The organism is Microbacterium sp. NPDC076911, assembly GCF_040687125.1.
GTDB lineage: Bacteria > Actinomycetota > Actinomycetes > Actinomycetales > Microbacteriaceae > Microbacterium.
Genome location: NZ_JBFBMP010000002.1, coordinates 120152 through 145633, shown reverse-complemented (window position 1 = coordinate 145633; position 25482 = coordinate 120152). Strand labels below are relative to the sequence as shown.

The 25482-nt window shown below is 61.6% G+C and carries 25 protein-coding genes; 23 read left to right on the top strand and 2 right to left on the bottom strand.

Annotated elements, in window-relative coordinates; all coding sequences use genetic code 11:
• Nucleotide 1 precedes the first annotated feature (1 nt).
• The 5 genes from thrC (at nucleotide 2) to AB0O81_RS03125 (ending at nucleotide 5953) form a co-directional block, all read left to right on the top strand.
• Nucleotides 2–1090 (top strand): threonine synthase, encoded by a 1089-nt coding sequence (gene thrC, locus AB0O81_RS03145; protein ID WP_363581152.1) that lies wholly within the window; start codon nucleotides 2–4, stop codon nucleotides 1088–1090.
• Nucleotides 1087–2043, top strand: coding sequence for a homoserine kinase (gene thrB / locus AB0O81_RS03140; protein WP_363581150.1), 957 nt, complete (start codon nucleotides 1087–1089; stop codon nucleotides 2041–2043). Before thrC ends, thrB begins: the two co-directional genes overlap by 4 nt.
• Nucleotides 2044–2202: 159 nt before the next feature.
• Complete coding sequence (gene rho, locus AB0O81_RS03135; protein WP_363581148.1) at nucleotides 2203–4368, top strand: transcription termination factor Rho; 2166 nt, start codon at nucleotides 2203–2205, stop codon at nucleotides 4366–4368.
• 18 nt (nucleotides 4369–4386) lie between these two features.
• The gene (prfA, locus tag AB0O81_RS03130) at nucleotides 4387–5466 is read left to right on the top strand and encodes a peptide chain release factor 1 (protein ID WP_363581146.1); all 1080 of its coding nucleotides are present in this window, start codon (nucleotides 4387–4389) and stop codon (nucleotides 5464–5466) included.
• 82 nt (nucleotides 5467–5548) lie between these two features.
• On the top strand, nucleotides 5549–5953 hold the full coding sequence (locus AB0O81_RS03125; protein ID WP_363581144.1) for a hypothetical protein: 405 nt from the start codon (nucleotides 5549–5551) through the stop codon (nucleotides 5951–5953).
• A gap of 64 nt (nucleotides 5954–6017) precedes the next feature.
• Here the strand turns inward: AB0O81_RS03125 and epsC are convergent, their stop codons facing one another.
• Complete coding sequence (epsC, locus tag AB0O81_RS03120; RefSeq protein WP_363581142.1) at nucleotides 6018–6629, bottom strand: serine O-acetyltransferase EpsC; 612 nt, start codon at nucleotides 6627–6629, stop codon at nucleotides 6018–6020.
• 5 nt (nucleotides 6630–6634) lie between these two features.
• Nucleotides 6635–7573, bottom strand: a complete 939-nt coding sequence (gene cysK / locus AB0O81_RS03115) for a cysteine synthase A (protein WP_363581140.1) — start codon at nucleotides 7571–7573, stop codon at nucleotides 6635–6637.
• 130 nt (nucleotides 7574–7703) lie between these two features.
• Between cysK and prmC the strand changes: the two genes are divergently transcribed.
• The 18 genes from prmC to AB0O81_RS03025 all read left to right on the top strand — a co-directional run bounded on the left by prmC (nucleotide 7704) and on the right by AB0O81_RS03025 (nucleotide 25439).
• Entirely contained in the window at nucleotides 7704–8582 is an 879-nt protein-coding gene (gene prmC, locus AB0O81_RS03110; protein WP_363581138.1) for a peptide chain release factor N(5)-glutamine methyltransferase, read from the top strand.
• 53 nt (nucleotides 8583–8635) lie between these two features.
• Entirely contained in the window at nucleotides 8636–9307 is a 672-nt protein-coding gene (locus AB0O81_RS03105) for an L-threonylcarbamoyladenylate synthase (RefSeq protein WP_363581757.1), read from the top strand.
• Nucleotides 9304–10458, top strand: coding sequence for an MraY family glycosyltransferase (locus tag AB0O81_RS03100; RefSeq protein WP_363581136.1), 1155 nt, complete (start codon nucleotides 9304–9306; stop codon nucleotides 10456–10458). Before AB0O81_RS03105 ends, AB0O81_RS03100 begins: the two co-directional genes overlap by 4 nt.
• On the top strand, nucleotides 10455–10994 hold the full coding sequence (locus AB0O81_RS03095) for a hypothetical protein (protein ID WP_363581134.1): 540 nt from the start codon (nucleotides 10455–10457) through the stop codon (nucleotides 10992–10994). Before AB0O81_RS03100 ends, AB0O81_RS03095 begins: the two co-directional genes overlap by 4 nt.
• A gap of 106 nt (nucleotides 10995–11100) precedes the next feature.
• Nucleotides 11101–11916, top strand: coding sequence for a F0F1 ATP synthase subunit A (gene atpB, locus AB0O81_RS03090; protein WP_363581755.1), 816 nt, complete (start codon nucleotides 11101–11103; stop codon nucleotides 11914–11916).
• Nucleotides 11917–11961: 45 nt separating this feature from the next.
• Nucleotides 11962–12195: an ATP synthase F0 subunit C gene (gene atpE, locus AB0O81_RS03085; protein ID WP_045274135.1), complete on the top strand. Its 234-nt coding sequence runs from the start codon at nucleotides 11962–11964 to the stop codon at nucleotides 12193–12195.
• Between the two features lie 30 nt (nucleotides 12196–12225).
• Nucleotides 12226–12786, top strand: coding sequence for a F0F1 ATP synthase subunit B (locus AB0O81_RS03080; RefSeq protein ID WP_363581132.1), 561 nt, complete (start codon nucleotides 12226–12228; stop codon nucleotides 12784–12786).
• A complete protein-coding gene (locus AB0O81_RS03075) occupies nucleotides 12786–13577 on the top strand; it encodes a F0F1 ATP synthase subunit delta (protein WP_363581130.1) in 792 nt (263 codons plus the stop codon). The genes AB0O81_RS03080 and AB0O81_RS03075 overlap by 1 nt, the downstream gene beginning before the upstream one ends.
• 78 nt (nucleotides 13578–13655) lie before the next feature.
• Nucleotides 13656–15293 (top strand): F0F1 ATP synthase subunit alpha, encoded by a 1638-nt coding sequence (gene atpA, locus AB0O81_RS03070; protein ID WP_363581128.1) that lies wholly within the window; start codon nucleotides 13656–13658, stop codon nucleotides 15291–15293.
• 20 nt (nucleotides 15294–15313) lie between these two features.
• Entirely contained in the window at nucleotides 15314–16210 is an 897-nt protein-coding gene (locus tag AB0O81_RS03065; protein ID WP_363581126.1) for a F0F1 ATP synthase subunit gamma, read from the top strand.
• Nucleotides 16211–16231: 21 nt separating this feature from the next.
• The gene (atpD, locus tag AB0O81_RS03060; protein ID WP_363581124.1) at nucleotides 16232–17680 is read left to right on the top strand and encodes a F0F1 ATP synthase subunit beta; all 1449 of its coding nucleotides are present in this window, start codon (nucleotides 16232–16234) and stop codon (nucleotides 17678–17680) included.
• A 1-nt stretch (nucleotide 17681) separates the two neighbouring features.
• The gene (locus AB0O81_RS03055; RefSeq protein ID WP_363581122.1) at nucleotides 17682–17942 is read left to right on the top strand and encodes a F0F1 ATP synthase subunit epsilon; all 261 of its coding nucleotides are present in this window, start codon (nucleotides 17682–17684) and stop codon (nucleotides 17940–17942) included.
• Between the two features lie 67 nt (nucleotides 17943–18009).
• A complete protein-coding gene (gene yaaA / locus AB0O81_RS03050) occupies nucleotides 18010–18759 on the top strand; it encodes a peroxide stress protein YaaA (protein WP_363581120.1) in 750 nt (249 codons plus the stop codon).
• 131 nt (nucleotides 18760–18890) lie between these two features.
• Entirely contained in the window at nucleotides 18891–19637 is a 747-nt protein-coding gene (locus AB0O81_RS03045) for a large exoprotein (RefSeq protein ID WP_363581118.1), read from the top strand.
• Between the two features lie 70 nt (nucleotides 19638–19707).
• Nucleotides 19708–20700 (top strand): aldo/keto reductase, encoded by a 993-nt coding sequence (locus AB0O81_RS03040; RefSeq protein ID WP_363581116.1) that lies wholly within the window; start codon nucleotides 19708–19710, stop codon nucleotides 20698–20700.
• Between the two features lie 129 nt (nucleotides 20701–20829).
• The gene (locus AB0O81_RS03035) at nucleotides 20830–22563 is read left to right on the top strand and encodes an ABC transporter ATP-binding protein (RefSeq protein WP_363581114.1); all 1734 of its coding nucleotides are present in this window, start codon (nucleotides 20830–20832) and stop codon (nucleotides 22561–22563) included.
• Nucleotides 22560–24593: an ABC transporter ATP-binding protein gene (locus AB0O81_RS03030; protein WP_363581112.1), complete on the top strand. Its 2034-nt coding sequence runs from the start codon at nucleotides 22560–22562 to the stop codon at nucleotides 24591–24593. Before AB0O81_RS03035 ends, AB0O81_RS03030 begins: the two co-directional genes overlap by 4 nt.
• 54 nt (nucleotides 24594–24647) lie before the next feature.
• Nucleotides 24648–25439 (top strand): protein phosphatase 2C domain-containing protein, encoded by a 792-nt coding sequence (locus tag AB0O81_RS03025; protein ID WP_363581110.1) that lies wholly within the window; start codon nucleotides 24648–24650, stop codon nucleotides 25437–25439.
• Nucleotides 25440–25482 lie beyond the last annotated feature (43 nt).

Sequence of the window (25482 nt, the reverse complement as noted above, 5' to 3'; positions counted from 1 at the left end):
AATGGCACACCTTTGGCGCGGAGTTCTCCGCGAATATGCAGATCGTCTTGGCGTCACTGACGCCTCGAATGTCGTCACCCTCGGCGAAGGCGGCACCCCACTGCTGCCGGCACCGTCGCTGTCGCGCCGCACCGGCGCGGACGTATGGGTGAAATTCGAGGGAATGAACCCGACGGGGTCGTTCAAAGACCGCGGCATGACCGTTGCGCTCTCGCGTGCCGTCGAGCACGGTGCGAAGGCGGTCATCTGCGCCTCGACGGGCAACACCTCAGCATCCGCTGCCGCCTATGCGGCCCACGCTGGAATCACCGCCGCGGTGCTGGTGCCCGAGGGCAAGATCGCGATGGGCAAGCTCAGCCAGGCGGTCGCGCACAACGGTCGTCTGATTCAAGTACGCGGCAACTTCGACGACTGCCTCGAGATCGCACGCGAGCTCGCCGACAACTACCCTGTGCACCTCGTCAACTCGGTGAACCCCGACCGTATCGATGGCCAGAAGACGGCTGCCTACGAGATCGTTGAGGTGCTGGGCGATGCCCCTGACTTCCATTTCATTCCGGTCGGCAACGCGGGCAACTACACCGCGTACTCGCGCGGCTACACCGAAGAAGCCGAGCGCGGCGTCTCAACTCGCGTGCCACGCATGTTCGGCTTCCAAGCCGAAGGCTCAGCGCCGTTCGTTCGGGGCGAGATCGTGAAGAATCCTGAGACGATCGCCAGCGCGATTCGCATCGGCAACCCTGCCTCTTGGGACCTCGCGCTTGCCGCGCGTGAGGCCACCGACGGCTGGTTCGGGGCGATCGACGACGAGCGCATTCTGGCGGCTCAGAAGCTGCTCGCATCAGAGGTCGGCATCTTCGTCGAGCCTGCATCTGCGATCAGCGTTGCGGGTCTGCTTGACCGCGCTGAAGCTGGAATCATTCCTGCCGGATCGCGCGTCGTTCTCACCGTCACTGGTCATGGACTCAAAGACCCTCAGTGGGCGTTGCGCAATGCTGACGGCACCGACGTCACTCCGACGGTTGTTGACGCAGCTACCTCAGAGGTCGCATCGGTACTCGATCTTCAACCGGTCCAGGCCTCGGCGTGAACGCGGCGCTTTCGCCGGCACCCGGGCGATGCGTCGTCGTCAGGGTGCCGGCAACCAGCGCCAACCTTGGCCCCGGGTTCGACACCCTCGGACTCGCACTGAGCGTGTACGACGAACTCTTGGTCACAGCCCTTGCCGAGGACGAACTCGAGATCGAGCTCACCGGCCAGGGCGTCGACGACGTGCCTCGCGATGCGTCGCACTTGGTTGTACGCACGATCGCGTATGCCTACGAGGCTGTCGGTCGGCGTATGCCGGGGCTGCGTCTTGAAGCACACAACGTCATTCCACACGGCCGAGGAATGGGTTCCTCTGGCGCCGCTGTTGTTGCAGGCTTGCTGGCAGCGAAGGGGTTGCTTGCCGGCGATGTTGAGCTTGGCGATGAGACTCTGCTGCGCCTTGCGACGGAACTTGAAGGTCACCCCGACAACGTTGCCCCGGCGCTGTTCGGAGGCTTGACGATCGCGTGGGTCGATGAGACCGGCCCGATGCATAAGAAGTTGCTCGTACACCGTGGCGTCGCGCCGCTCGTGTTCGTTCCCGAATTCACAATGTCGACCAGCGTGGCCCGCAGCCTGCAGCCCTTGCACGTTCCGCGCGAAGACGCCATCTTCAACGTGTCGCGTTCGGCGCTGCTGATCGCGGCGCTTACGCAGAGCCCTGAGCTTCTGCTTGCGGCAACCGAAGACAAACTGCACCAGAACTACCGCGCGCAGGCGATGCCCGAGACGACAAGACTGGTGTTGGAGCTGCGCGCACAGGGCTACGCGGCCGTGGTGTCAGGTGCAGGGCCGAGCGTTCTCGTTCTGGCCGACGGACCAGGACAACGACTCGCTGCTGCCGAGTTTGTCGCCACGCAGATTGACACCCCGTGGGAGGCGCTGATGCTGGCCGTCGACTTCAAGGGTGGTACAGTGAAGGAGTACGCGGAGGGTTCCACGCAAACAGCGTGACTCTGGCCTCCGTCGCAAATCTGCGAAATTTCCGCACGGCCGTCTGTTGACGAACTCTGACCATCACTTGGGTATCCGAACCCGTCTTCAGCAGGTGTCTGCCCCGCAAACATCCCGTGCGATCGTGCATATTCCAATCGTTTTGACAAGGGAGAACTCGTGGAGTCCATCTCCGAGATCCACACCACCGACAATTCAGCTGAAGAGCGCGTAGACGCGTCTCAGAAGGCTGGTTCAGTGGAGACCGCAACCACTACCGACGCCGCGGCTTCAACGCCGCAGAGCGCGGAAGCTCCAGCAGAAGCTGTCGCGCCAGCGAAGGCGCCGCGAAAGCGCGCCCCTCGTCGGGCCAAGACTGCAGACGTCGAGGCAGCAGCAGCTGACGCCGCAACAGCTGCCCCCGACCAGAGCACTGCGGCAGCACCTGCTGCCGCAGACAGCACGCCCGCTGCCCCCGCGACCGCTGAGACGTCCGCTGCGTCTGACGCATCTGATGCTGACGCTTCGAGCGCGCCAGCCAAGAAGCCGGTCCGCAAGCGGCCGACCAAGGCTGCTGCTGCTAAGGCTGCTGCCGAAAAGGCGGCCGCTGCAGAAGCCGCGAACGGCGCCGAAGCCGGCAACGCAGCTCCCGCTGAGGTCTCCGCCGATGACGCTTCTGCCGCCACCAAGAACGACAACGCCACCAAGAACGACAACGCCACCAAGAACGACGGTGCTGCGAAGAACGACGGTGCTGCGAAGAACGACAACGCCACCAAGAACGACAACGCCACCAAGAACGACAACGCCACCAAGAACGACAACTCTGCGAAGAGCGACAGCGGCGCGTCGAACGACAGCGCAGCAGCATCCACTTCTGATGGCGCGCAGTCCGACAACGACGACTCAAACGAAGGCACCCCTTCGCGCGGTCGCAACCGCAACCGCAACCGCAACCGCAACCGTAACGCGCAGGGCGGCCAGAACAACGGTCAGAACGCGCAGGGCGGCGGCCAGAACAACGGTCAGAGCGGGCAGGGTCAGCAGAACAACGGACCGCAGTCTGATAACGACGACGACCAGTCGCAGTCTGGTGGCCGCGGCCGCCAGCGCAACAAGCGTCGCGGACAGCCGGGCGACGAGTTCGAAACTGAGATCAACGACGACGACGTCCTCATCCCGATCGCCGGCATTCTCGACGTTCTCGATAACTACGCATTCGTGCGCACGTCGGGATACCTCCCCGGCAACAGCGACGTCTATGTCTCGCTCGGTCAGGTGAAGAAGTACAACCTGCGCAAGGGCGACGCCGTGGTGGGCGCGATCAAGCAGCCACGTGAAGGCGAGCAGTCGGGGCGTCAGAAGTACAACGCCCTGGTGAAGGTCGACGCAGTAAACGGTTTGTCGGTTGACGATGCTGCAGCTCGCGTCGAGTTCAACGAACTCACCCCGCTGTACCCGCAGGATCGCTTGCGTCTTGAGACCGCTCCTGAAAAGCTCACGCAACGAATCATCGACCTTGTCGCACCGATCGGCAAGGGCCAGCGCGGTCTCATCGTCGCTCCGCCCAAGGCCGGAAAAACGATCGTTCTGCAGCAGATCGCCAACGCGATTGCCACGAACAACCCCGAGGTGCACCTCATGGTCGTTCTCGTGGACGAGCGCCCCGAAGAAGTGACCGACATGCAGCGCACGGTCAAGGGTGAGGTCATCGCCTCAACCTTCGATCGTCCGGCAGAAGACCACACGACGGTTGCTGAGCTCGCCATTGAGCGTGCAAAGCGTCTTGTCGAGCTTGGCCGTGACGTCGTAGTGCTTCTTGACTCGATCACTCGCCTCGGTCGCGCGTACAACATCTCGGCACCGGCTTCGGGCCGCGTGCTCACCGGAGGCGTCGACGCTTCCGCGCTGTACCCGCCCAAGCGGTTCTTCGGCGCAGCGCGCAATATCGAAAACGGTGGATCGCTGACCATTCTCGCGACGGCTCTCGTGGAGACCGGCTCAAAGATGGATGACGTGATCTTCGAAGAGTTCAAGGGCACCGGCAACAGCGAACTTCGGCTTTCTCGCCAGCTCGCCGACAAGCGCATCTTCCCCGCTGTTGACGTCAACGCCTCGAGCACCCGTCGTGAAGAGATGCTGCTGTCGAACGACGAGGTCAAGATCACGTGGAAGCTGCGTCGCGCCCTCGCGGGCCTTGACACCCAGCAGGCGCTCGAAGTGGTGTTGGGTAAGCTCAAAGAGACACAGTCCAACGTTGAGTTCCTTGTTCAGATGCAGAAGTCGATTCCGACGCCAGCATCTGGCAACGGTCACGGCCACACAAACGACAACAGCATTCGCTGAGCGACGGGGGAGCACCACGTGTTCGACTCCGTAAAAACGCTGATCGAAGAGCACCAGGCCCTTCAAACTGAGCTCTCCGATCCCGCTTTGCACGCTGATGCTCGGCGCGCAAAGCGGGTCAACCGGCGCTACGCCGAATTGAGTCGCATCGTGGCCGCGCACGACGCGTGGCTGGCGGCCTCTGACGACCTCGAAGCTGCCCGGGAATTGGCAAAGGAAGACGAAGTCTTCGCCGAAGAAGTGCCGGCTCTTGAAGAGTTAGTGCAACAGACGCAAGAGAAACTGCGGCGACTGCTGATTCCACGAGACCCCGACGACGCGCGCGATGTGATCATGGAGATCAAGGGCGGCGAGGGCGGTGCTGAGAGTGCGTTGTTCGCCGCCGACCTGCTGCGCATGTACATTCAGTACGCCGCTTCGAAGGGGTGGAAGACAGAACTGCTCGAGCGCAACGAATCTGACCTGGGCGGCTACAAAGACGTGCAGGTCGCGATCAAGGGTTCGTCGAGCGACCCCGCGCAGGGCGTATGGGCCCACCTCAAATACGAGGGGGGCGTGCACCGCGTTCAGCGCGTGCCAGCTACCGAGTCTCAGGGGCGCATCCACACCTCGACGACAGGCGTTCTCGTGTTTCCCGAAGTCGACGAGCCCGACGAAGTCGCGATCAACCCGAACGATCTGAAGATCGATGTGTTTCGTTCCTCGGGTCCGGGCGGGCAATCAGTCAACACGACCGACTCTGCTGTGCGCATCACGCACCTTCCTACCGGCATCGTGGTGTCGATGCAGAACGAGAAATCACAGTTGCAGAACCGCGAAGCGGGAATGCGCGTGCTGCGCGCGAGGATCCTGGCGAAGCAGCAAGAAGAGATCGACGCGGCCGCCTCTGATGCGCGCAAGTCGCAGATTCGCGGGATGGACCGTTCCGAGCGAATCCGCACCTATAACTTTCCCGAAAACCGCATTGCAGACCACCGAACGGGGTACAAGTCGTACAACCTCGATCAGGTGATGGACGGGGCGCTCGATCCGATCGTCGAGTCCGCTGTGAGCGCTGACGAAGAAGCACGATTGGCCGCACTCGGCTCGGAGTCCTGAGCTTCGCGTTAGATCGCTGGCGAGCGTTCTGTGACGCGTGTCGACGCTCGTCGCACCATCACTGCAACGATATGCTCGCGTCATGATCATGTTCCTCATCCGCGCGCTGATTTTCGTTGCTTCGGCGGCGCTGGGCATTGTTGTAGCTGACTTGGTGCTCGAAGGATTCGTCATCGATTGGAGCGACTGGTGGGGCTTCGTGCTCGCCGTGCTGATCTTCGCGGTGCTGCAGAGTGTTCTTGCTCCGTGGATCACCAAGGTTGCTCGTCGAAACGCTCCCGCTCTTCTCGGCGGCATCGGAATCATCTCGACCCTTGTCGCGCTGCTGATCGTCGTGGTGCTGCCGATTGGCGGCATCCGCATCACCGACGCTCTCTCATGGGTGCTTGCGCCCGTCATCATCTGGGTGGTGACGGCACTGGCCACATTGCTGCTGCCGATGATCTTTATCAAGAACAAGGTAGAAGACCGCCGCGACTCGAAGTAGTCACTGACACGGCGAAAGGCCCCGTCCACGCTATGCGGCGAGGACGGGGCCTTTCGTCGTGCTGTCAGATGCTGTAGTCGGGCGCGGTCAGGATTGCCCGCGTGTCCTCACGTTGGCGGCGCGCGCGTGCTTTGGCCGGAATGCCGACCAACACGCTGTCAGCGGGAGCATCACGGGTGACGACGGCGTTTGCGCCCACGACGCAACCCGCGCCGAGCGTGATCGGTCCGAGAACCTTCGCGCCGGCGCCCACAGCGACACCGTCGCCCAGCGTCGGGTGGCGCTTGCCGCCCTCACGCTGACGGCCGCCGAGTGTGACACCGTGATAGAGCATCACATCGTCACCGACTTCAGCCGTTTCGCCGATCACGACACCCATGCCATGATCGATGAAAAAGCGGCGACCAATCGTGGCGCCCGGATGGATCTCGATTCCGGTCAGCCAGCGGGTGAGCTGCGACCCCGCCCGTGCGACGAAACGAAGCCGTCGAGTCCACAATGCATGCCAGACCCGGTGCGCCCACAGTGCGTGAAGCCCGGGATATATCAGAGCGATCTCTAGCGAGCTGCGTGCAGCCGGGTCGCGAAGCTTGGCTGCGACGAGATCTTCGCGAAAGCGCGCGACGACCTGTGATGACGCGATCGCAGCGAGTCCGCGTGGTGAAGCCTTAGACACAGTGATTATTCGGCGCTGAGGTTCTCGAAGAGCACAGTCGACAAGTAGCGCTCACCGTTCGACGGGATCACGACCACGATGTTCTTGCCGGCAGCCTCGGGGCGTGCTGCGATCTGCAGAGCCGCCCACACTGCGGCGCCCGAAGAGATGCCGACGAGAATGCCATCCTTGGTGCCGACGGCACGCGCGGTCTCAACAGCATCCGACAGTTCCACATCGATGACTTCATCGATGACGCTCTGGTCGAGAATTTCGGGGACGAAGTTGGGGCCGATGCCCTGAATCTTGTGCGGACCGGGCGTTCCTTTGGTCAACAGCGGCGAGTCTGCGGGCTCAACAGCGACGACCTTCGCGTTTGGTGCCTTCTCTTTCAGAACCTGTCCGACGCCGGTGATGGTGCCGCCAGTACCAATGCCAGCGACGAAATAGTCGACCTGACCATCGGTGTCGCGAAGGATCTCTTCCGCGGTGGTGGTGCGGTGAATCGCTGCGTTGGCCTCGTTCTCGAACTGACGAGCCAGCACCGCGCCAGGGGTCTCGGCGACGATCTCGGCAGCCTTGTCGACTGCACCGCGCATGCCCAAAGCGGGCTCTGTGAGAACAAGCTCAGCGCCGTATGCCTTGAGCAAGAGGCGACGCTCGATCGACATCGAGGAGGGCATCGCGAGAATGACGCGGTACCCACGAGCGGCTCCGACCATTGCCAGGGCAATGCCGGTGTTTCCGCTGGTGCCTTCGACGATGATGCCGCCTGGCTGCAATTCGCCCGAGGCTTCAGCAGCATCCACGATGGCGATGCCCAGGCGGTCTTTGACGCTTGAGGCGGGGTTGTAGAACTCCAGCTTTGCCAGCACGTTGCCTTCAACGTCTTCTGCGACGCGGTTGAGGCGAACCAATGGTGTGTTGCCGAATGTGGAGGTGATGTCGGGATAGATACCGGGCATGTGTGGGCCTTTCACGGGTGGTAGTCGCGTGCGATGGCTAGCCTAAGGGAGCGATCCCGAAAGGGGCCTTGTATGACGATTCAATTCATTTCGCCTGGATTTGACGCCGGGCGTATTGTTTATAGCGCTCATGGCTCCAGTTCATTCCCCCCAGGCGATTTCGCCGTCCCTTCGACGCGCGTCAGCGGCGCTTCAGCGCGCCGGCATCGCTGACCCCGACGTTGACGCCGAGCTGCTCGCAGCGTTCGTTTTGGGTTCGAGTCGTGGGGGAGTGCAAGCCAGCGCCGTGCGCGGGGACGAGTTCTCCGAAGAGCAGGTTGCACACTTTGACCAGCTTGTCGCACGACGCCTCACCCGCGAGCCTCTTCAGCACATCACAGGGCTCGCCCCGTTTCGGCACCTAGAGTTGCGCGTCGGTCCGGGTGTGTTCGTGCCCCGCCCCGAGACCGAGATGGTCGCTCAGCTGGCCATCGACGCGCTCGGCGCGGTGGCAGCGCCTGCCCCTATCGCGGTCGATCTCGGCACCGGAAGCGGGGCCATCGCCCTGGCGATGGCGACTGAAGTCGCCCACGCCCGCGTGTTTGCGGCAGAGAACTCCGTCGACGCGTTCTTGTGGACGAAAGAGAATTTCGAGCGAGTGGATGCTGAAAACGCCACCCTGGCATTCATTGACCTCGCCCGGGCCTTTCCTGAACTTGATGGCACTGTTTCGGTCGTGGCATCCAATCCGCCCTATGTTCCCGACGATGCGATCCCGCGGGATCCTGAGGTGCGCTTCTTCGATCCCGAGGTAGCGCTCTACGGCGGCGCAGACGGGCTAGACGTCGTCAGGGTTCTCAGCCAGGTTGGGCTTCGGCTCGCTCACCCCGGCGGCACGATCGTGATCGAGCACGGCGAGTGGCAGGGTGCAGGCATTCGCGAGATCCTGGCTCAAGATGGCTGGCTAGGCGCGGCAACACACCCTGATCTCACATTGCGTGACCGCGCAACCACCGCTTTGCGGCCCTGACTCCCCGCTCGATGGGGGATGTGCCCAGCAGTCACAATTAGACTGTGCCCGACATGTCTGAGATCTTCGATTGCCGTGATGAGGCGCAGGTGCTCTCGGGCATGCGCCAAGCTCGCCAGGCCATTGGTCGTGGCGAACTCGTTGTTCTGCCCACCGACACCGTTTATGGCGTTGCGGCAAATGCTTTTGATGCCGAGGCAGTGCAACGGCTTCTCGACGCGAAAGGCCGCGGACGCCAATCGCCGCCCCCGGTACTAGTGGCGGGCATCACGACGCTGCGTGCTCTCGTCGCTGAACTGCCAGAGGCAGTCGAGCAGCTTGTGGAGGAATTTTGGCCCGGCGGGCTCACCATCGTCTTGCCTGCCCAGCCCTCACTCACCTGGGATCTCGGTGAGACGCGCGGCACTGTTGCGGTGCGCATGCCCGCACACCGCATCGCGCTCGAGCTTCTCGAAGAGACCGGACCGCTCGCTGTTTCGAGCGCGAACCGCACGGGCAAGGCCGCCGCGATCACGGCAGAAGAAGCGCATGCAATGCTTGCCGACAGCGTGAAGGTGTATCTCTCCGATGGAATGTCGATCACGGGTATTGCGTCGACAATCGTCGACGCGACGGGGCTGATCGGCACCGATGAGAAGATTGTCAAGGTGCTGCGCGAAGGCGCCGTCAGCCGAGTGCAGCTGCGAGAGGTTCTCGGAGATCTGCTAGAGCCGGACGCCACGTGAAGCAGTACGTCTTCACAATTCTTTTTACCGCCACGCTGGCCTTTGTTCTCTCGTGGGTCGTATGGCGCGTGAGCATGCGCTACAAGCTGTACCCAGGCATTCGTGAGCGAGACGTGCACAAGACACCGACCCCGCGGCTTGGCGGGGTGGCGATGTTCTTCGCCGTCGCCGCAGCCATTTTGCTTTCATCACAAAACCCGTTCTTCGCGATCGTGTGGGCTGAGCCGCAGCGTGTGTGGGCGATTTTGGGCGCTACAGCGCTGATCGTGTGCGTGGGACTCGCAGATGACCTGTGGGATCTGGACTGGACCATCAAGCTTGGCGCCCAGTTTCTGGCCGCGGGAATCATCGCAGGAATCGGCCAGTTGCAAATCGTGTCGCTGCCCATCGGCGGCCTTGCCGTCGGGTCGAGTTGGGTCAGCTTCACCCTCACGGTGTTCTCGATCGTGATCGTAATGAACGCGGTCAACTTCATCGACGGTTTGGACGGTCTGGTCGCTGGCGTATGCCTGATCGCAAACTCCGTGTTCTTCGCCTATTCCTACCTGCTGGTGCGAGACATCGGCTCCAGCAGCTACTTCAACCTCGCCTCTTTCATCGCTGCGGTTCTCATCGGGGCGTGCATCGGCTTTCTCCCCCTGAACTGGAGCCCGGCGAAGCTCTTCATGGGGGATTCTGGTGCGCTGATGCTCGGTTTGCTCATGGCGTGCTCTGCCATCGCGATTACCGGGCTTGACCCAGCGTTGATCGGCGACAACGACCAATTCGGACGCTCGCAACTGCTAGGTGCCTTCATCCCGATCATCTTGCCTGTGGTCATTGTGCTCTTGCCGCTGCTCGATTTCGCGCTGGCCGTCATCCGCCGCATGGCGGCAGGAAAATCACCGTTTTCGCCAGACCGTAAACATCTGCACCACCGCATGCTCGACATGGGCCACTCCGATCGCGACGCGGTGCTCATCTTCTATGCCTGGACCGCTATCTTCAGCCTCGCCGTGCTGCTGATGTACATCGGCACTCAGCAGGAGTGGCCGGGCAACTACCTGATCGGTGTCGTCTTCGGCGTCGTGGGCATCGTCGCATGCCTCGTCGTCACCTTCCTTCCCTCGCGCCGACCTGCGCCTGCGCCCGCCCTGGAGAACACCCCATGACCAATACGACCGTCTCAAGTACGCCGATTCTGCGAACAACCCTCGTATGGTCGGGAGCCGTCACCGCCGCTCTGGCGGTGGTCGCTGCCATCATCGGCTACCTGGTCGACGGCACGACGGGAATGCTCAGCGCGCTGACCGGCGTGCTGATCGCCGCGGTGTTCCTCGCGATCACCGGTGTCAGCATCCTGATTGCGAACAAATGGTACGGCGACGATCTCTACGTGCCGATCTTCTTCGCCGTAGTGCTGGGCGGGTGGATTCTGAAGTTCGTCCTCTTCTTGATTGCCATGCTCGTCCTCAGGGATCAGCCGTGGATCAATCCGACCATCTTCGTGCTTGCTGTGATTGCGAGCGTTCTCGCCTCGCTGGTAGTCGATGTAGTGGTGCTCACCCGCATGCGAGTACCGCACGTGAGCGACATCTCGCTTCCTACCGACCCCGATGAGGGCGACAAGGTAGATGAGAAACCTGTGAATGATGAATTCTCCAAGGATCAGAAGCCGTCTGCGGCGGCAGAGGGCCCGGGAGTTTGATAGGCTCAATTTGCGCCCGCCCGCTTGCCTCGCAAGCACTGCGGCGTGACGCTCATCGACCATCGTCGCAACGGTTTACGCCGGTGCCCCGAAGCTGGAGTCAGCGCTGTTTACTCATGCTGCGACCCTGATCGCCCACGCCACTGCCGACGGAGGGGCCGAATTTCACGGACCCTCGGTCAACGAGTTCTTCCCTGAAGTTCTCTTCGAAGCATTCGGTGTTGTTCCGATCACGCGAATTCACCTCATCCAGTTCTTGGCGACTCTCGCCGTTGTACTGATCTTCTGGCTCGGTACGCGCCGCATGAAGGTCGTTCCGGGACGTTTCCAGAGCCTCGTCGAGATGGGCTTGGACTTCGTCCGAGTCAACATCGGTGAAGACCTCCTCGGCAAGAAAGACGCACAGCGCTTCTTGCCGATCCTTACGACGATGTTCTTCATGATCTTGTTCATGAACATCACGGGAATCATCCCGTTCCTGAACATCGCGGGTACGAGCATCATCGCCGTGCCGCTCACGCTGGCCATCGTCAGTTACGTGACCTTCATCTACGCGGGAATCAAGAAGAGTCCTAAGAACTTCTTCAAGAACTCCTTGTTCCCCAGTGGCGTGCCGTGGCCCATCTACATCATCGTCACGCCGATCGAACTCATTTCGACGTTCATCATTCGCCCCGTGACGCTGACGTTGCGACTGCTGATGAACATGATGGTCGGCCACCTGCTGCTGGTGCTGTTCTTTGCAGCCACCCAGTTCTTCGTCGTCGACCTTGGCGGTTGGTGGACGCTTCTCGGCGCCGGCAGCCTTGCCTTCGGGTTTGTCTTCACACTCTTTGAAATCCTCGTGGCCGTACTCCAGGCTTACGTCTTCGCCCTCCTCACCGCGGTCTACATTCAGCTCGCGGTAGCGGAAGAGCACTAAGCGGGTCGGCTGCACGCCGCCCATAATCGAAAGGAAACACAACCCGTGGACGCAACTACGGTTCTCGCAGAGCTCAGCGGCAACGTCGCAACGATGGGCTATGGCCTCGCCGCCATTGGCCCCGCCATCGGCGTGGGTATCGTCGTCGGCAAGACCATCGAGGGTGTTGCTCGTCAGCCCGAGCTGGCTGGTCGTCTCCAGGTCCTCATGTGGATTGGTATCGCCTTCACTGAGGCGCTCGCCTTCATCGGCATCGCGACCTACTTCATCTTCGTCTGATCCGTTGACACTCAGCCTTAAGGAGACAGGATGCTAAACGCTCTTGTCGCGTACGCCGCGGAAGAGGGTGAAGTGGCTAACCCACTCATTCCCGCTTGGTACGACATCATTTGGTCGGCGGTATGCTTCGTCGTCATCCTCGTCATCTTCTGGAAGGTTGCCCTTCCGAAGATGAAGACGCTCCTCGACGAGCGTGGCGCGGCGATCGAGGGAAACATCGCCAAGGCTGACGAAGCGCAGCGCAAGGCCGAAGCCGCTCTCGAGGAGTACACCGCGCAGCTCGCTGACGCACGCAAAGAAGCCGGTGAGATCCGCGACGCCGCCCGTGAGGACGGCAAGAAGATTCTCGCCGAGGCCAAAGACTCTGCGACGGCTGAAGCCAGCCGCCTCACTTCGTCTGCACACGCGCAGATCGAGGCAGAACGCCAGACGGCATTCGTCTCGCTGCGCAGCGAGGTCGGAACGCTAGCGCTCGACCTGGCAGGCGGAGTTATCGGCGAGACGCTCTCAGATGACGCCAAGGCGCAGGCTGTCGTAGACCGCTTCCTCGCTGACCTTGAGGCATCTGAGGCAGAGAAGGCATCGAAATAATGGGGAGCGCGACCACTCAGGCCCTTGCGGCAACGACGACGGCACTCGATGCCGCGTCGGGCGTCAACCTCGACGTTGCTCGCGAGCTCTTTGCCGCGGCCCGCGCCGTAGGCGAAACGTCACAGCTGAGCGGCGCGCTTGCCGACTCCGCAGCCCCGATTGAAGCGCGACGGACTGTCATTGCATCGGTGTTCTCGGCGTCATCAACGGCCACGACAATCGACCTGCTGAATGCTGTCGTCGATCAGCGCTGGTCTTCAGCTGCTGACCTCGTCGATGGCATTGAGGAGCTGGCAATCCGCGCGGTAGCGGTTGCAGAGCCTCAGGTTGACCTCGGCGCAGAGCTATTCCAGTTCTCGCGAACCGTCGCAGAAAACCCGGAGCTGGAGCTCGCGCTTGGCAGTCGCCTCGGCGATGTTTCGGCTAAGGGCGCGCTCGTGAAGAGCCTGCTGGCCACACGCGCGAGCGAGGCAACGACTGTGCTCGTCGCCTCGCTGGTGCAAGCACCGAACGAACGTCGCGTGCGTGAGCTGATCGCTCGTGCGTCACAGCTGGTAGCCGATCAGCGTGGGCGCACCGTAGCCACCGTCTACACCGCTGCACCGCTGTCGGCCGCGCAAGCCGAGCGTTTGGCGGCAACGCTCTCTCAGCGCTACGGCAATGCCGTGACGCTGAACACGGTTATCGACCCGTCGGTCGTTGGCGGACTTCGCGTGCAGATCGCGGACGACGTTATCGATGCAAGCGTGTCGGCACGGCTGGCGGACCTACGTCAGCGACTCGCTAGCTAGTACAGACTTCCCGCCCGAGTGGCGGAGAGATTTTGGGGCCACGCCCCACCGAGAAATATTGATTACAAAGGGAAGACAATGGCAGAAATCTCAATCAGCCCCGACGTCATCCGTGACGCGCTGAAAGACTTCGTAGCCGCCTACGAGCCCACCGGCGCTGCGGCTACCGAGGTCGGCACCGTCATCGACACTGCAGATGGCATCGCTCACGTCGAGGGTCTCCCCGGCGTAATGGCAAACGAACTCGTTCGTTTCGCCGACGGCACCGAGGGCTTGGCCCTCAACCTTGACCAGGACGAGATCGGCGTCGTCGTGCTCGGCGACTTCTCCGGCGTTGAAGCCGGCCAGCAGGTCACCCGCACCGGCGAGGTTCTCTCTGTCGCCGTGGGCGATGGCTACCTGGGTCGCGTTGTCGACCCGCTCGGAAACGCCATTGACGGTCTGGGCGAGATCGCCACGACCGGCCGTCGTGCGCTCGAGCTTCAGGCTCCTGGCGTGATGCAGCGTAAGAGCGTGCACGAGCCCATGCAGACCGGCATCAAGGCAATCGACGCCATGATCCCGATCGGGCGCGGACAGCGTCAGCTGATCATCGGTGACCGTCAGACAGGCAAGACGGCGATCGCGATCGACACGATCATCAACCAGAAGGCCAACTGGGACTCGGGCGACACCAACAAGCAGGTGCGTTGCATCTATGTTGCTATTGGTCAGAAGGGTTCGACCATCGCTTCGGTGAAGGGCGCGCTCGAAGACGCTGGTGCGATGGAGTACACGACTATCGTTGCCGCTCCCGCGTCTGACCCCGCTGGCTTCAAGTACCTGGCTCCGTACACTGGCTCGGCCATTGGACAGCACTGGATGTACGAGGGCAAGCACGTTCTCATCATCTTCGACGACCTCTCGAAGCAGGCCGAGGCCTACCGCGCCGTATCGCTGCTTCTGCGTCGCCCGCCGGGCCGCGAGGCATACCCGGGTGACGTCTTCTACTTGCACTCTCGTCTGCTTGAGCGTTGCGCGAAGCTCTCGGACGAGCTCGGTGCTGGTTCGATGACCGGCTTGCCGATCATCGAGACGAAGGCCAACGACGTCTCGGCATACATCCCAACCAACGTGATCTCGATCACCGACGGTCAGATCTTCTTGCAGTCTGACCTCTTCAACGCCAATCAGCGTCCCGCTGTTGACGTCGGCATCTCGGTGTCACGTGTTGGTGGTGACGCACAGGTCAAGTCGATCAAGAAGGTTTCCGGAACGTTGAAGCTGGAGCTGGCTCAGTACCGCTCGCTCGAAGCATTCGCAATGTTCGCTTCCGACCTTGACCCTGCTTCGCGTCGCCAGCTTGCTCGTGGTGCCCGCTTGACGGAACTGCTCAAGCAGCCGCAGTACTCGCCTTACCCGGTCGAAGAGCAGGTCGTTTCGATCTGGGCTGGCACGAACGGCAAGCTCGACTCGATCGAGGTCGAGGACGTTCTCGACTTCGAGCGCGAGTTGCTTGACTACCTTCGTCGCAACACCTCGGTGCTCGACACGCTTCGCGAGTCGAATGTGTTGGATGCTGACACGGTAGCCACATTGACCGCTAAAACCGACGAGTTCATCCTGGAGTTCCAGGCCGGCAAGGGTCAGGCGATTTCAAAGCCAGGCCATGAAGAGGTCGCGGCGGCTGAGGCGGATGACGTGAACCAGGAGAAGATCGTCAAGGGTCGCCGCTAGGGCGACACCGGACTGAGACAATGGGCGCACAACTCCGGGTCTACAAGCAGAAGATCACTTCTGCTCAGACGACCAAGAAGATCACGAAGGCGATGGAGCTGATTGCTGCTTCGCGCATTCAGAAGGCGATGGCGCGCGTGCGCGCATCATCACCTTTTGCGCGAGCAGTGACGCGGGCCGTTTCCGCCGTGGCGACGCATTCGAACACCGATCACCCGCTTACACACGAACGCGAGACAATTCTGCGTTCTGCCGTCGTGATCTTCACGTCGGACCGTGGACTCGCGGGCGCGTTCAACTCGCAGATTCTGCGGGAGGGATTGCAACTCGCCGAGCTGCTTCGGGAGCAAGGCAAAGAGCCGGTGTTCTACCTCGTGGGTCGCAAGGCTGTCGGTTACTTCCAGTTCCGTCGCATCGCAAGCGCGGCTGAATGGACGGGCGACACTGACACTCCGCACTTCTCCACAGCGGAGGAGATTGCAGCGGTACTGCTTGACTCCTACGATCGCGGTGGTGTTGACGGTGGCGTAGACGAGATCAACCTCGTGTACAACCGCTTTGTCAGCATGATGACGCAGTCACCCGAGACAGTTCGGTTGCTGCCACTCGAAGTCGTCGAATCAGACGAACAAGCAACCGCACAGGTATACCCGCTCTATGAGTTCGAGCCGGAAGCCGAAACCGTTCTAGACGCACTCTTGCCGGTGTACATCCAGAGCCGTGTCTTCAACGCACTCCTACAGTCGTCCGCAGCAAAGCACGCGGCAACTCAGAAGGCGATGAAGTCAGCCTCAGATAACGCCGACAAGCTCATCACCGACTACACCCGCCTGCGCAACAACGCGCGTCAGGCCGAGATCACGCAGCAGATCGCCGAGATCGTCGGCGGCGCCGACGCTCTGGCATCGGGCAAGTAGAAAGACGAAAGAGAAGAAGCCATGAGCCTCACCGAAGAGAAGACCGTGTCTACGGGCGTCGGGCGTGTTGCCCGCGTGACCGGACCCGTCGTCGACATCGAGTTCCCGCACGACTCGATCCCCGAGATCTACAACGCGCTCAAGACCACCATCACTATTGATGGCGAGTCGAACGAGATCACGCTCGAAGTTGCTCAGCACCTCGGTGATGATCTCGTGCGCGCCATCTCGCTGAAGCCCACCGATGGGGTTGTTCGCGGCCAGGAAGTGCGCGACACCGGCGGCCCCATCACGGTGCCCGTTGGCGATGTCACCAAGGGCAAGGTGTTCAACGTGATCGGCGAGGTGCTCAACGCAGCGCCCGGCGAAGAGATCGAGATCACCGAGCGCTGGGGAATCCACCGCAAGGCCCCGAGCTTCGACCAGCTCGAGTCGAAGACCGAGATGTTCGAAACCGGCATCAAGGTGATCGACCTGCTGACGCCGTACGTGCTCGGTGGAAAGATCGGTCTGTTCGGTGGTGCAGGTGTTGGAAAGACTGTGCTCATCCAGGAGATGATTCAGCGCGTCGCGCAGGACCACGGTGGCGTGTCGGTGTTCGCAGGTGTGGGAGAGCGTACTCGCGAGGGCAACGACCTCATCGTAGAAATGGAAGAAGCGGGCGTTTTCGAGAAGACGGCGCTTGTGTTCGGACAGATGGATGAGCCGCCGGGAACGCGTTTGCGCGTCGCCCTGTCGGCGCTGACCATGGCCGAGTACTTCCGCGACGTGCAGAAGCAAGACGTGCTGTTGTTCATCGACAACATCTTCCGCTTCACGCAGGCCGGTTCTGAAGTTTCGACGTTGCTTGGCCGCATGCCTTCGGCCGTGGGCTACCAGCCCAACCTCGCTGATGAGATGGGTGTGCTTCAGGAGCGCATCACGTCGACGCGCGGCCACTCGATCACCTCGCTGCAGGCGATCTATGTGCCTGCCGATGACTACACCGACCCGGCTCCTGCAACCACGTTCGCGCACCTTGACGCGACGACCGAGCTTTCGCGAGAGATTGCGTCAAAGGGTCTGTACCCCGCGGTTGACCCGCTCACCTCGACCAGCCGAATCTTGGACCCGCGTTACATCGGTGCTGACCACTACCGTGTGGCAACCGCTGTGAAGCAGATTCTGCAGAAGAACAAGGAACTCCAGGAGATCATCGCGATCCTCGGTGTTGACGAGCTCTCTGAAGAAGACAAGATCGTCGTTTCGCGTGCGCGCCGCATTCAGCAGTTCCTTTCGCAGAACACCTACATGGCGAAGAAGTTCACCGGCGTCGAAGGCTCCACGGTCTCGGTGAAGGAAACTATCGAGTCGTTCGACGCGATCGTCAAGGGTGACTTCGACCACGTCGCCGAGCAGGCGTTCTTCAACGTTGGTGGTATCAGCGACGTTGAAGAGCAGTGGGCGAAGATCCAGAAGGAGAACGGCTGACATGCCGCTCCACGTAAGCCTGGTCTCCGCTGACGCAGAGGTCTGGACCGGAGAAGCTTCGCTTGTCGTCGCCAAGACGGTCGTCGGCGAGATCGGTCTTATGCCCGGTCACGAGCCGATGTTGGCGATCCTCGCTGAAGGACAGGTGCGCATCACGCAGCTGTCGGGTGAGAAGATCATCGCCAATGCTCAAGACGGCTTCGTGTCGATGGAGGGCAACGAGCTCACCATCGTCGCCGGCAACGCGTCACTGATCTCCTAGCGATTAGTCATTTCAGAACGGCCAGCCCCTTCGGGCTGGCCGTTCTGCGTCTCAGGAAGATACCTGCATGCTGATCCTGTTACCGCCTTCCGAAACGAAACGGCCGGGCGGATCAAAACAGCCGCTCGATTTGACGCGGTTGTCATACTCGTCACTCACTTCGCAACGCGAAGCGGTGATTGAATCGCTCGTTGCGCTCTCAGATGACCCTCGCCGAGCGGCACGAGTGCTGAAACTGGGCCCCAAGCAGATCGTCGAGGTGGCCGTCAACGCACAGTTGCGAGAGTCGCTGACGATGCCCGCCGTTGATCGCTATACCGGTGTGCTGTTCGATGCGCTCGATGCTTCCACGCTTGACGGCGTTTCGCGTCGCTGGCTCGGGGCTCACGTTCGCATTCACTCCGCTCCTTTCGGGCCCATCGGCGCCCTCGAGACGATCCCCTCGTACCGACTAGGTGCCGCGGCATCGTTGCCAGGGATACCATCACTCAAGCGCGTCTGGGCCGAGGCAGTCTCAGCGGCAATTTCCCAGGACGGACCCCGTTTTGTGCTGGATATGCGGTCGGAGGCATACGTGGCTCTCGGTCCGGTGCCTGCGACGGTGCCCTCTGTCTACGTGCGCGTTGTGAGTCATACCGCTGAGGGAGAAGTTCGCGCCCTGAACCACTTCAACAAACATGCGAAAGGAGCCCTCGTCCGTTTGTTGGCAACCTCTCGTCCGCGAGTTTCAACGCTGACGGGGTTCATGCGCTGGGCGGAGTCTGCGGGCGTGCAGATGCGGGTGTCCAACGGCAACGAGGTGCTGTTGATCGTTTGACGCCCAAAGCGTCATTCTTCGGGAATGTCTTTTGGCAAAGGCTGTGAGTCGCTAGCATGAAGCACGCGGGCCGAAAGGGTCTGATTCGTATTGGGCTTCGGGCTCGAACAATCCATGGGGAGCGCTTCACCGTGAACACCACTTACTATGACTACGACGGCGCCAGCGGACTGCTGGCGTTCTACCTGGTTCTTATACCGTTTCTGCTGATCGTCGCACTCGCTGGCTACATCATCTTTTCGATCTTCCTGATGAAGATCTTCGAAAAGGCGGGGGTGAAGGGCAAGTGGCGCGCATGGGTGCCGGTATACAACACCATGATCTTCAGCAAGTTGGGTGACCTCAGCCCTTGGCTGATCCTGATCGCTGCTGGTGCGGCGATCTTCCTGAGCTGGATTCCTGTGATCGGTCCGCTCTTCGGCCTGGCCGGCTTCTTGGTGACTCTGCTCGCGGCTTGGCGCGTAGGACTGAAGTTGCAGAAGGAAGCAGTGTGGTTGATTCTTTACTTCTTCTTGAGCATCGTCTGGTACGGCATCAACGCTTTCGACAAGTCGCGCTGGAACACCGCAATTCCCGCAGCCCCGTGGGCGGGCAACGGATTCCTCTCCGACAAGACGGTGTGGGAGGCAGTGCCCAGCCAAACGCCCGCCGGTGGCTTCCCGCCCAATCCGACGACGACTCCCGGCGCATATCCGCCCGCCGCTGGCAACACCCCGCCCGCAGCGCCGCCGGTGTACCAGCCGCCCGCAGCTCCTGCCGCACCGCCCGCAGCCGCTCCGACGCCTCCGCCCGCAGCCCCGACGCCTCCGCCCGCAGCGGCTCCTGAGCCGCCGGCAGCGCCCGAGCCGCCCGCGGCCCCGGAACCGCCCAAGGCCTGACATCTTAACTGAAGCCCCTCGCCATTTGGTGAGGGGCTTCATGCGTGACGCGGAGAGATAGCGTGGAGACATGAGCAACTCAGTTCCCTTGCGTCGTGTCGGCGCTTCCGGTCTTCAGGTCTCGGCTGTCGGTCTCGGCTGCAACAACTTTGGACGGCCAGGCACTCGGTCAGAGTCACTGCAAGGCACTCGTGATGTGCTTTTTGCGGCCATAGACGCCGGCGTCACTTTTCTCGACACCGCCGATATGTACGGCAAAGACCCCGGACTTTCGGAGTCGTTGATGGGAGAGGCATTGAAAGAACGCCGCGACGAGGTGACGTTGGCGACCAAGTTCGGTCACTTTGGCCGCGACATGGGGTATCCGCCTTCGGGCGCTAAAGCCTCGCGCAGCTACATCCGACGGGCCGTTGACGGGTCGCTGTCACGGTTGCAAACCGACTGGATCGATTTGTACCAGCTTCACACGCCCGATCCCGAGACGCCCATCGAAGAGACGCTTGACGCTCTGAGCGATCTCGTGCGCGAGGGCAAGGTTCGCTATATCGGCCACTCGAATATGTCGGGATGGCAGATTGCGGAGGCCCACTACGCAGCGTTGCAGCGATCGACGGTGCCGTTTGTTTCCGCACAGAACCACTACAGTCTTCTCGCGCGCGCTGCCGAGCGTGAGGTGATTCCCGCTGCTACCCGTTTTGAGGTGGGATTGTTCCCGTACTTTCCGCTGCACAACGGGCTGCTGACAGGCAAATTTAGTCGCGATCACGCACCCGAGGATTCTCGCATCGCGAGGCAACGTCCCCACATCTGGCAAGACGCTCCGTGGGATGCGCTCGAGCAGTATCAGGCGCTCTGTGAGGACTGGGGCATCACCATGCTCGAGGCAACCTACGGGTGGATGCTGGCGCAGCCAGCCATCTCCAGTGTGATCGCCGGCGCCACGAGCCCCGAACAGGTGCGTTCGAACGCCGCAGCGGCCACCGCCTGGACGCCCACCAGCGATCAGATCGACGCGATCGACGCGTTGTTCCCGTTGCCGGACGACCCTGGCGCGAAGGCATAGCTGGTTCGGCCTGTGACATCGCTCACGGCCGACGCCCCGCACCGCCCTGCCTCTCCAATTCAGGCGGTAGCGTATCTGTCGGTGAGCGTCGCGTGAGCGATTTGAGGCCACGCTCCAGAAAGGACCGCCGTGCTCGGCAAACTTCTCGGACTCTACCTGCGCCCTGCGTGGCTGCTGATCGTTGCAGTTGTGATCTTCCAGCTCGCGCAATCGATCGCTTCGCTGCTTTTGCCCACGCTGAACGCCGACATCATCGACAACGGTGTGGTCGTGGGCAACATCCCCTACATCTGGTCAACCGGCGGCGTGATGTTGATGATCAGCTTTGTGCAGATCATTTGTGCGATCATCGCGGTCTACTTCGGGTCGCGGTTGGCTATGGGCATCGGGCGCGATCTTCGGAGCGATCTCTTTCATCGCGTAGTCGCCTTTTCGCAGCGTGAAGTGGGACAGTTCGGGCCACCCTCGCTGATCACTCGGAACACGAACGATGTCTACCAGGTGCAGATGCTCGTGCAGGTTTCTGCGACCCTGATGATTTCTGCGCCAATGCTGGCCATTGGCGGCGTGATCATGGCTGTCCGGCAAGACGCCGTACTTTCTTGGCTGATGGTCGTATCGATACCGGTTCTCTTGGTGATCGTCAGTCTTATCGTGTGGCGGATGGTGCCTGCCTTTACCCAGATGCAGAAGCGCATTGACCGGGTTAACCAGATCATGCGCGAGCAGCTCACCGGCATGCGGGTGGTGCGCGCGTTCGTGCGTGAACGTGAAGAGCGGGTGCGCTTCGCCAAAGCCAGCGATGATGTGAAAGACACAGCGCTACGGGCGGGCAACCTGATGGCGATCATGTTTCCCGCTGTCATGCTGGTGATGAATCTCTCGAGCGTGGCTGTGATCTGGTTCGGTGCCTACCAGGTGCAAAACAGCGGCGTCGAGATTGGCACGCTCTTCGCGTTTCTCACCTACCTCATGCAGATCCTCATGGGCGTCATGATGGCGACGTTCATGTTTGTGATGATTCCCCGCGCGGCGGTGAGCGCGACTCGCATCGGTGAGGTGCTCGACACCGTACCTTCGGTGGCAGCGCCAGCGTCAGCATCCACACCCCCTCCCATCTCGGGCCGCGTCCAGTTCGAGAACGTTGATTTCTCTTACCCTGGCGCCGAAGACGCAGTGCTCAAAGACCTCACTTTCACAGTGGAGCCGGGCACGACGACAGCCATTATCGGCTCGACGGGTGCGGGTAAGACCACGCTCATCGGCCTCGTGCCTCGCTTGTTTGACGCAACTGCGGGCGCGGTGACGGTCGATGGCCTCGATGTTCGCGCGTATGACCCCGACGAACTTTGGCGCCGCGTCGGCCTGGTGCAGCAACGTGCTTTCCTCTTCACCGGCACGGTTGCCGACAACCTTCGTTACGGCGACCCTGGTGCGACCGACGAGGAGCTGTGGCGAGCGCTCGATATCGCGCAGGGACGCGAGTTCGTCGAGGCGCTGGCTGACGGACTGCAAGCCCCGATCGCCCAGGGCGGATCTAACGTGTCTGGTGGACAGCGGCAGCGCTTGGCGATTGCACGCGCACTGGTGAAGAACCCTCCGATCTATATCTTCGATGACTCCTTTTCGGCGCTCGACCTCAGGACCGATGCCGCTCTGCGACGAGCCCTCGACGAGAAGCTGCCAGGCGCGACACGACTGGTTGTTGCGCAGCGGGTTTCGACGGTGCAACAAGCCGACCAGATCGTCGTGCTTGATCACGGGCGAATGGTCGGAATAGGCACACACGATGAGCTCTTAGCCTCGTGTGAGACGTATCGAGAGATCGTGGAGTCCCAGTTGGCAGCGGAGGCAGCAGCATGAGCGGCCCGTCACGTCCGGGGCCCGGGCCTCGGGGGCCAGGCGGAAACACCGCACCGGTAGTCAAGGCTCAGAACTTCGGTCCGAGCGCGAAGCGGCTGCTCGGCACGCTGCGCACAGACACGCCCAGGCTGGTTGTGGTGCTGATCTTCGCCGTCCTGTCAGTGGGACTGTCAGTGCTCGGCCCAAAGATGCTCGGCGAAGGCACCAACATCGTCTTCGCTGGTTTCGTCTCTCTGCAGGTGCCTGCTGATGCGACCCAAGAGCAGGTTGTGGAGGGTCTCGTCGCCGCTGGGCAACAAGAGCAGGCTGACATGCTCTCGGCGATGGACTTCACGCCGGGGGCCGGCATCGACTTCGACAAGCTCGCCGGCATTCTCATCGTCGTGTTAGGGATCTATCTGTTTTCGGCCCTTTTCGGCTGGCTGCAAGCGCGCATGCTCAACGGCATCGTGCAACGCGCTATGCATCGCCTGCGCCTGCAGGTCGAAGACAAGGTGCAGCGCTTGCCGTTGTCGTATTTCGATCGAGTGCAACGCGGCGACCTCTTGAGCCGTGTCACAAACGACGTCGACAACATCGGCCAAACCATGCAACAGACGGTGTCGCAGGTGGTGATCTCGCTGCTCACTGTCGTCGGCGTGCTCGTGATGATGTTCATCATTTCGCCGCTCTTGGCAGTGATCGCGCTGGTGACCATTCCGCTGACGATTCTCATCACGGTGCTCGTCGCCCGGCGTTCGCAGAAGCTGTTCGTCGCGCAGTGGAAAAGCACGGGAGCGTTGAACGCGCGGGTTGAAGAAACCTATTCCGGGCACGCGATCGTCAAGGTCTTCGGTCACCAGCAAGAAGCTGAAGCGGCGTTCCGAGAAGAGAACGAAGAGCTCTACCGCGCCAGTTTCGGCGCACAGTTCATCTCGGGCATCATCATGCCCGCCATGATGTTCATCGGGAACCTGGTGTACGTCGCCATTGCCGTCGTCGGCGGGCTGCAGGTGGCTGCCGGAATTATCTCGATCGGTGACGTTCAAGCGTTCATTCAGTACTCGCGTCAGTTCACGCAGCCCCTCAGCCAGCTCGGCTCGATGGCAAACCTGTTGCAGTCGGGTGTGGCGAGCGCCGAACGGGTGTTCGAGCTTCTCGATGAGCCGGAGCAGACGATGGATGCTGATCCCGCCGAGACTGCGCCCGCTGACGCGAGCCACCTGGAGTTCGAGAACGTTTCGTTCCGGTACTCGGCAGACAAGCCGCTGATTGACGGGCTCAGCCTGAAAGCGCAGCCGGGAAGCACAGTAGCAATCGTCGGCCCGACCGGGGCAGGAAAAACCACCCTTGTGAACCTCATCATGCGTTTCTACGATGCCGACAGCGGACGAATCAGCCTTGACGGCGTCGACATCCAGACGATGACGCGCGATGATCTCCGTGCGCGTACCGGCATGGTCTTACAAGACACCTGGCTGTTCTCGGGCACGATCCGCGAGAACATCGCCTATGGGCGGCCGGGCGCGTCAGAAGCTGACATCGTCGAGGCCGCAACCGCTGCCTACGTTGACCGATTCGTGCACGCGCTGCCAGATGGCTACGAGACGGTGCTGGACGACGATGCAACCAACCTCAGCGTGGGCGAGCGGCAGCTGATCACCATCGCGCGCGCGTTCCTGGCAGATCCGCGCATTTTGATTCTCGATGAAGCGACCAGCTCGGTCGATACCCGCACCGAGCTGCTCATCCAACGTGCCATGTCGAGGCTTCGCGCCGACCGCACCGCGTTCGTGATCGCGCACCGGCTCTCGACGATCCGTGACGCTGACCTCATCTTGGTGATGGAGGAAGGCGCGATTGTCGAGCAGGGAAACCATGATCAGCTGTTGCGCGCCCACGGTGCGTATTGGAGTCTGTACAACGCACAGTTCGAAGCGCCGATGGAAGAAGAACCTGAAACGGACGCGATCGAAGTGATTGCGGGTGTGACCGGCGCGTCGCCAGTGGACGGCGATGATGGTCTCGACCGTCGAGCTACTAGTATGTGAGGACACGGCAGGCTGAACGGTCTGGCGTGAGTGAGTCTATTGGGAGGACACGGCGTGCCCGAGGTATCCGCCCATTCTGCGACGGTGAGCACTCCTGATGGCCAGTTGCAGTTGAACTGGGCTGGCGTCACTGACACCGGTCGCCGTCGCGAGATCAATCAAGACGCGTTCTTTGCGGAGTATCCGCTCTTCATCGTCGCCGACGGTATGGGCGGCCACATCGGCGGAGAGATCGCCAGCGCGAGCACGGTCACTCGGATGCAAGCCATCGCCGGAGGCGCGAAGATTACGCCGAAGGTCATCGACAAGGCGCTCGCGCTCGCGGTCAAAGACATAGCTTCGCACCCTGAGACCACTGACGAGGGAACGGGAACGACGCTCACCGGCGTGTATCTCGATACCAGCGGCACCGAGCCTCATTGGGTGACGATGAACATCGGTGACTCGCGCGTGTACCTGTTTCGCGACGGAGCCATCGTGCAGATCACCACCGATCATTCGGTCGTTCAAGAGCTGATCGCGGCAGGGCGACTTAGCCCCGAAGAAGCTGAGAGCCATCCCTATGGCAACGTCATTACACGAGCGGTTGGCCCGACGGAAGGTACGACGCCCGACTATGTGCGCCTTGACGTCATCGACGGTGACCGCTTCGTCATCTGCTCTGACGGTTTGACCAAAGAACTCACCGACTACGGAATCCGGCATTTTCTCGAAGAGAATGCTGATCCTGCTGAAGCGGTGCGCGCGATGCTGGCCGCTGCTCTCGAAAATGGCGGTCGCGACAACGTGACTGTCATTGTGCTCGATGTCGCAGACGAGCGTTCCCGAGCGGCCAGCGACGACTGAGCGCATCGGCTCCTCCACAGAAGCGAGAACAGCGCACGCCAAC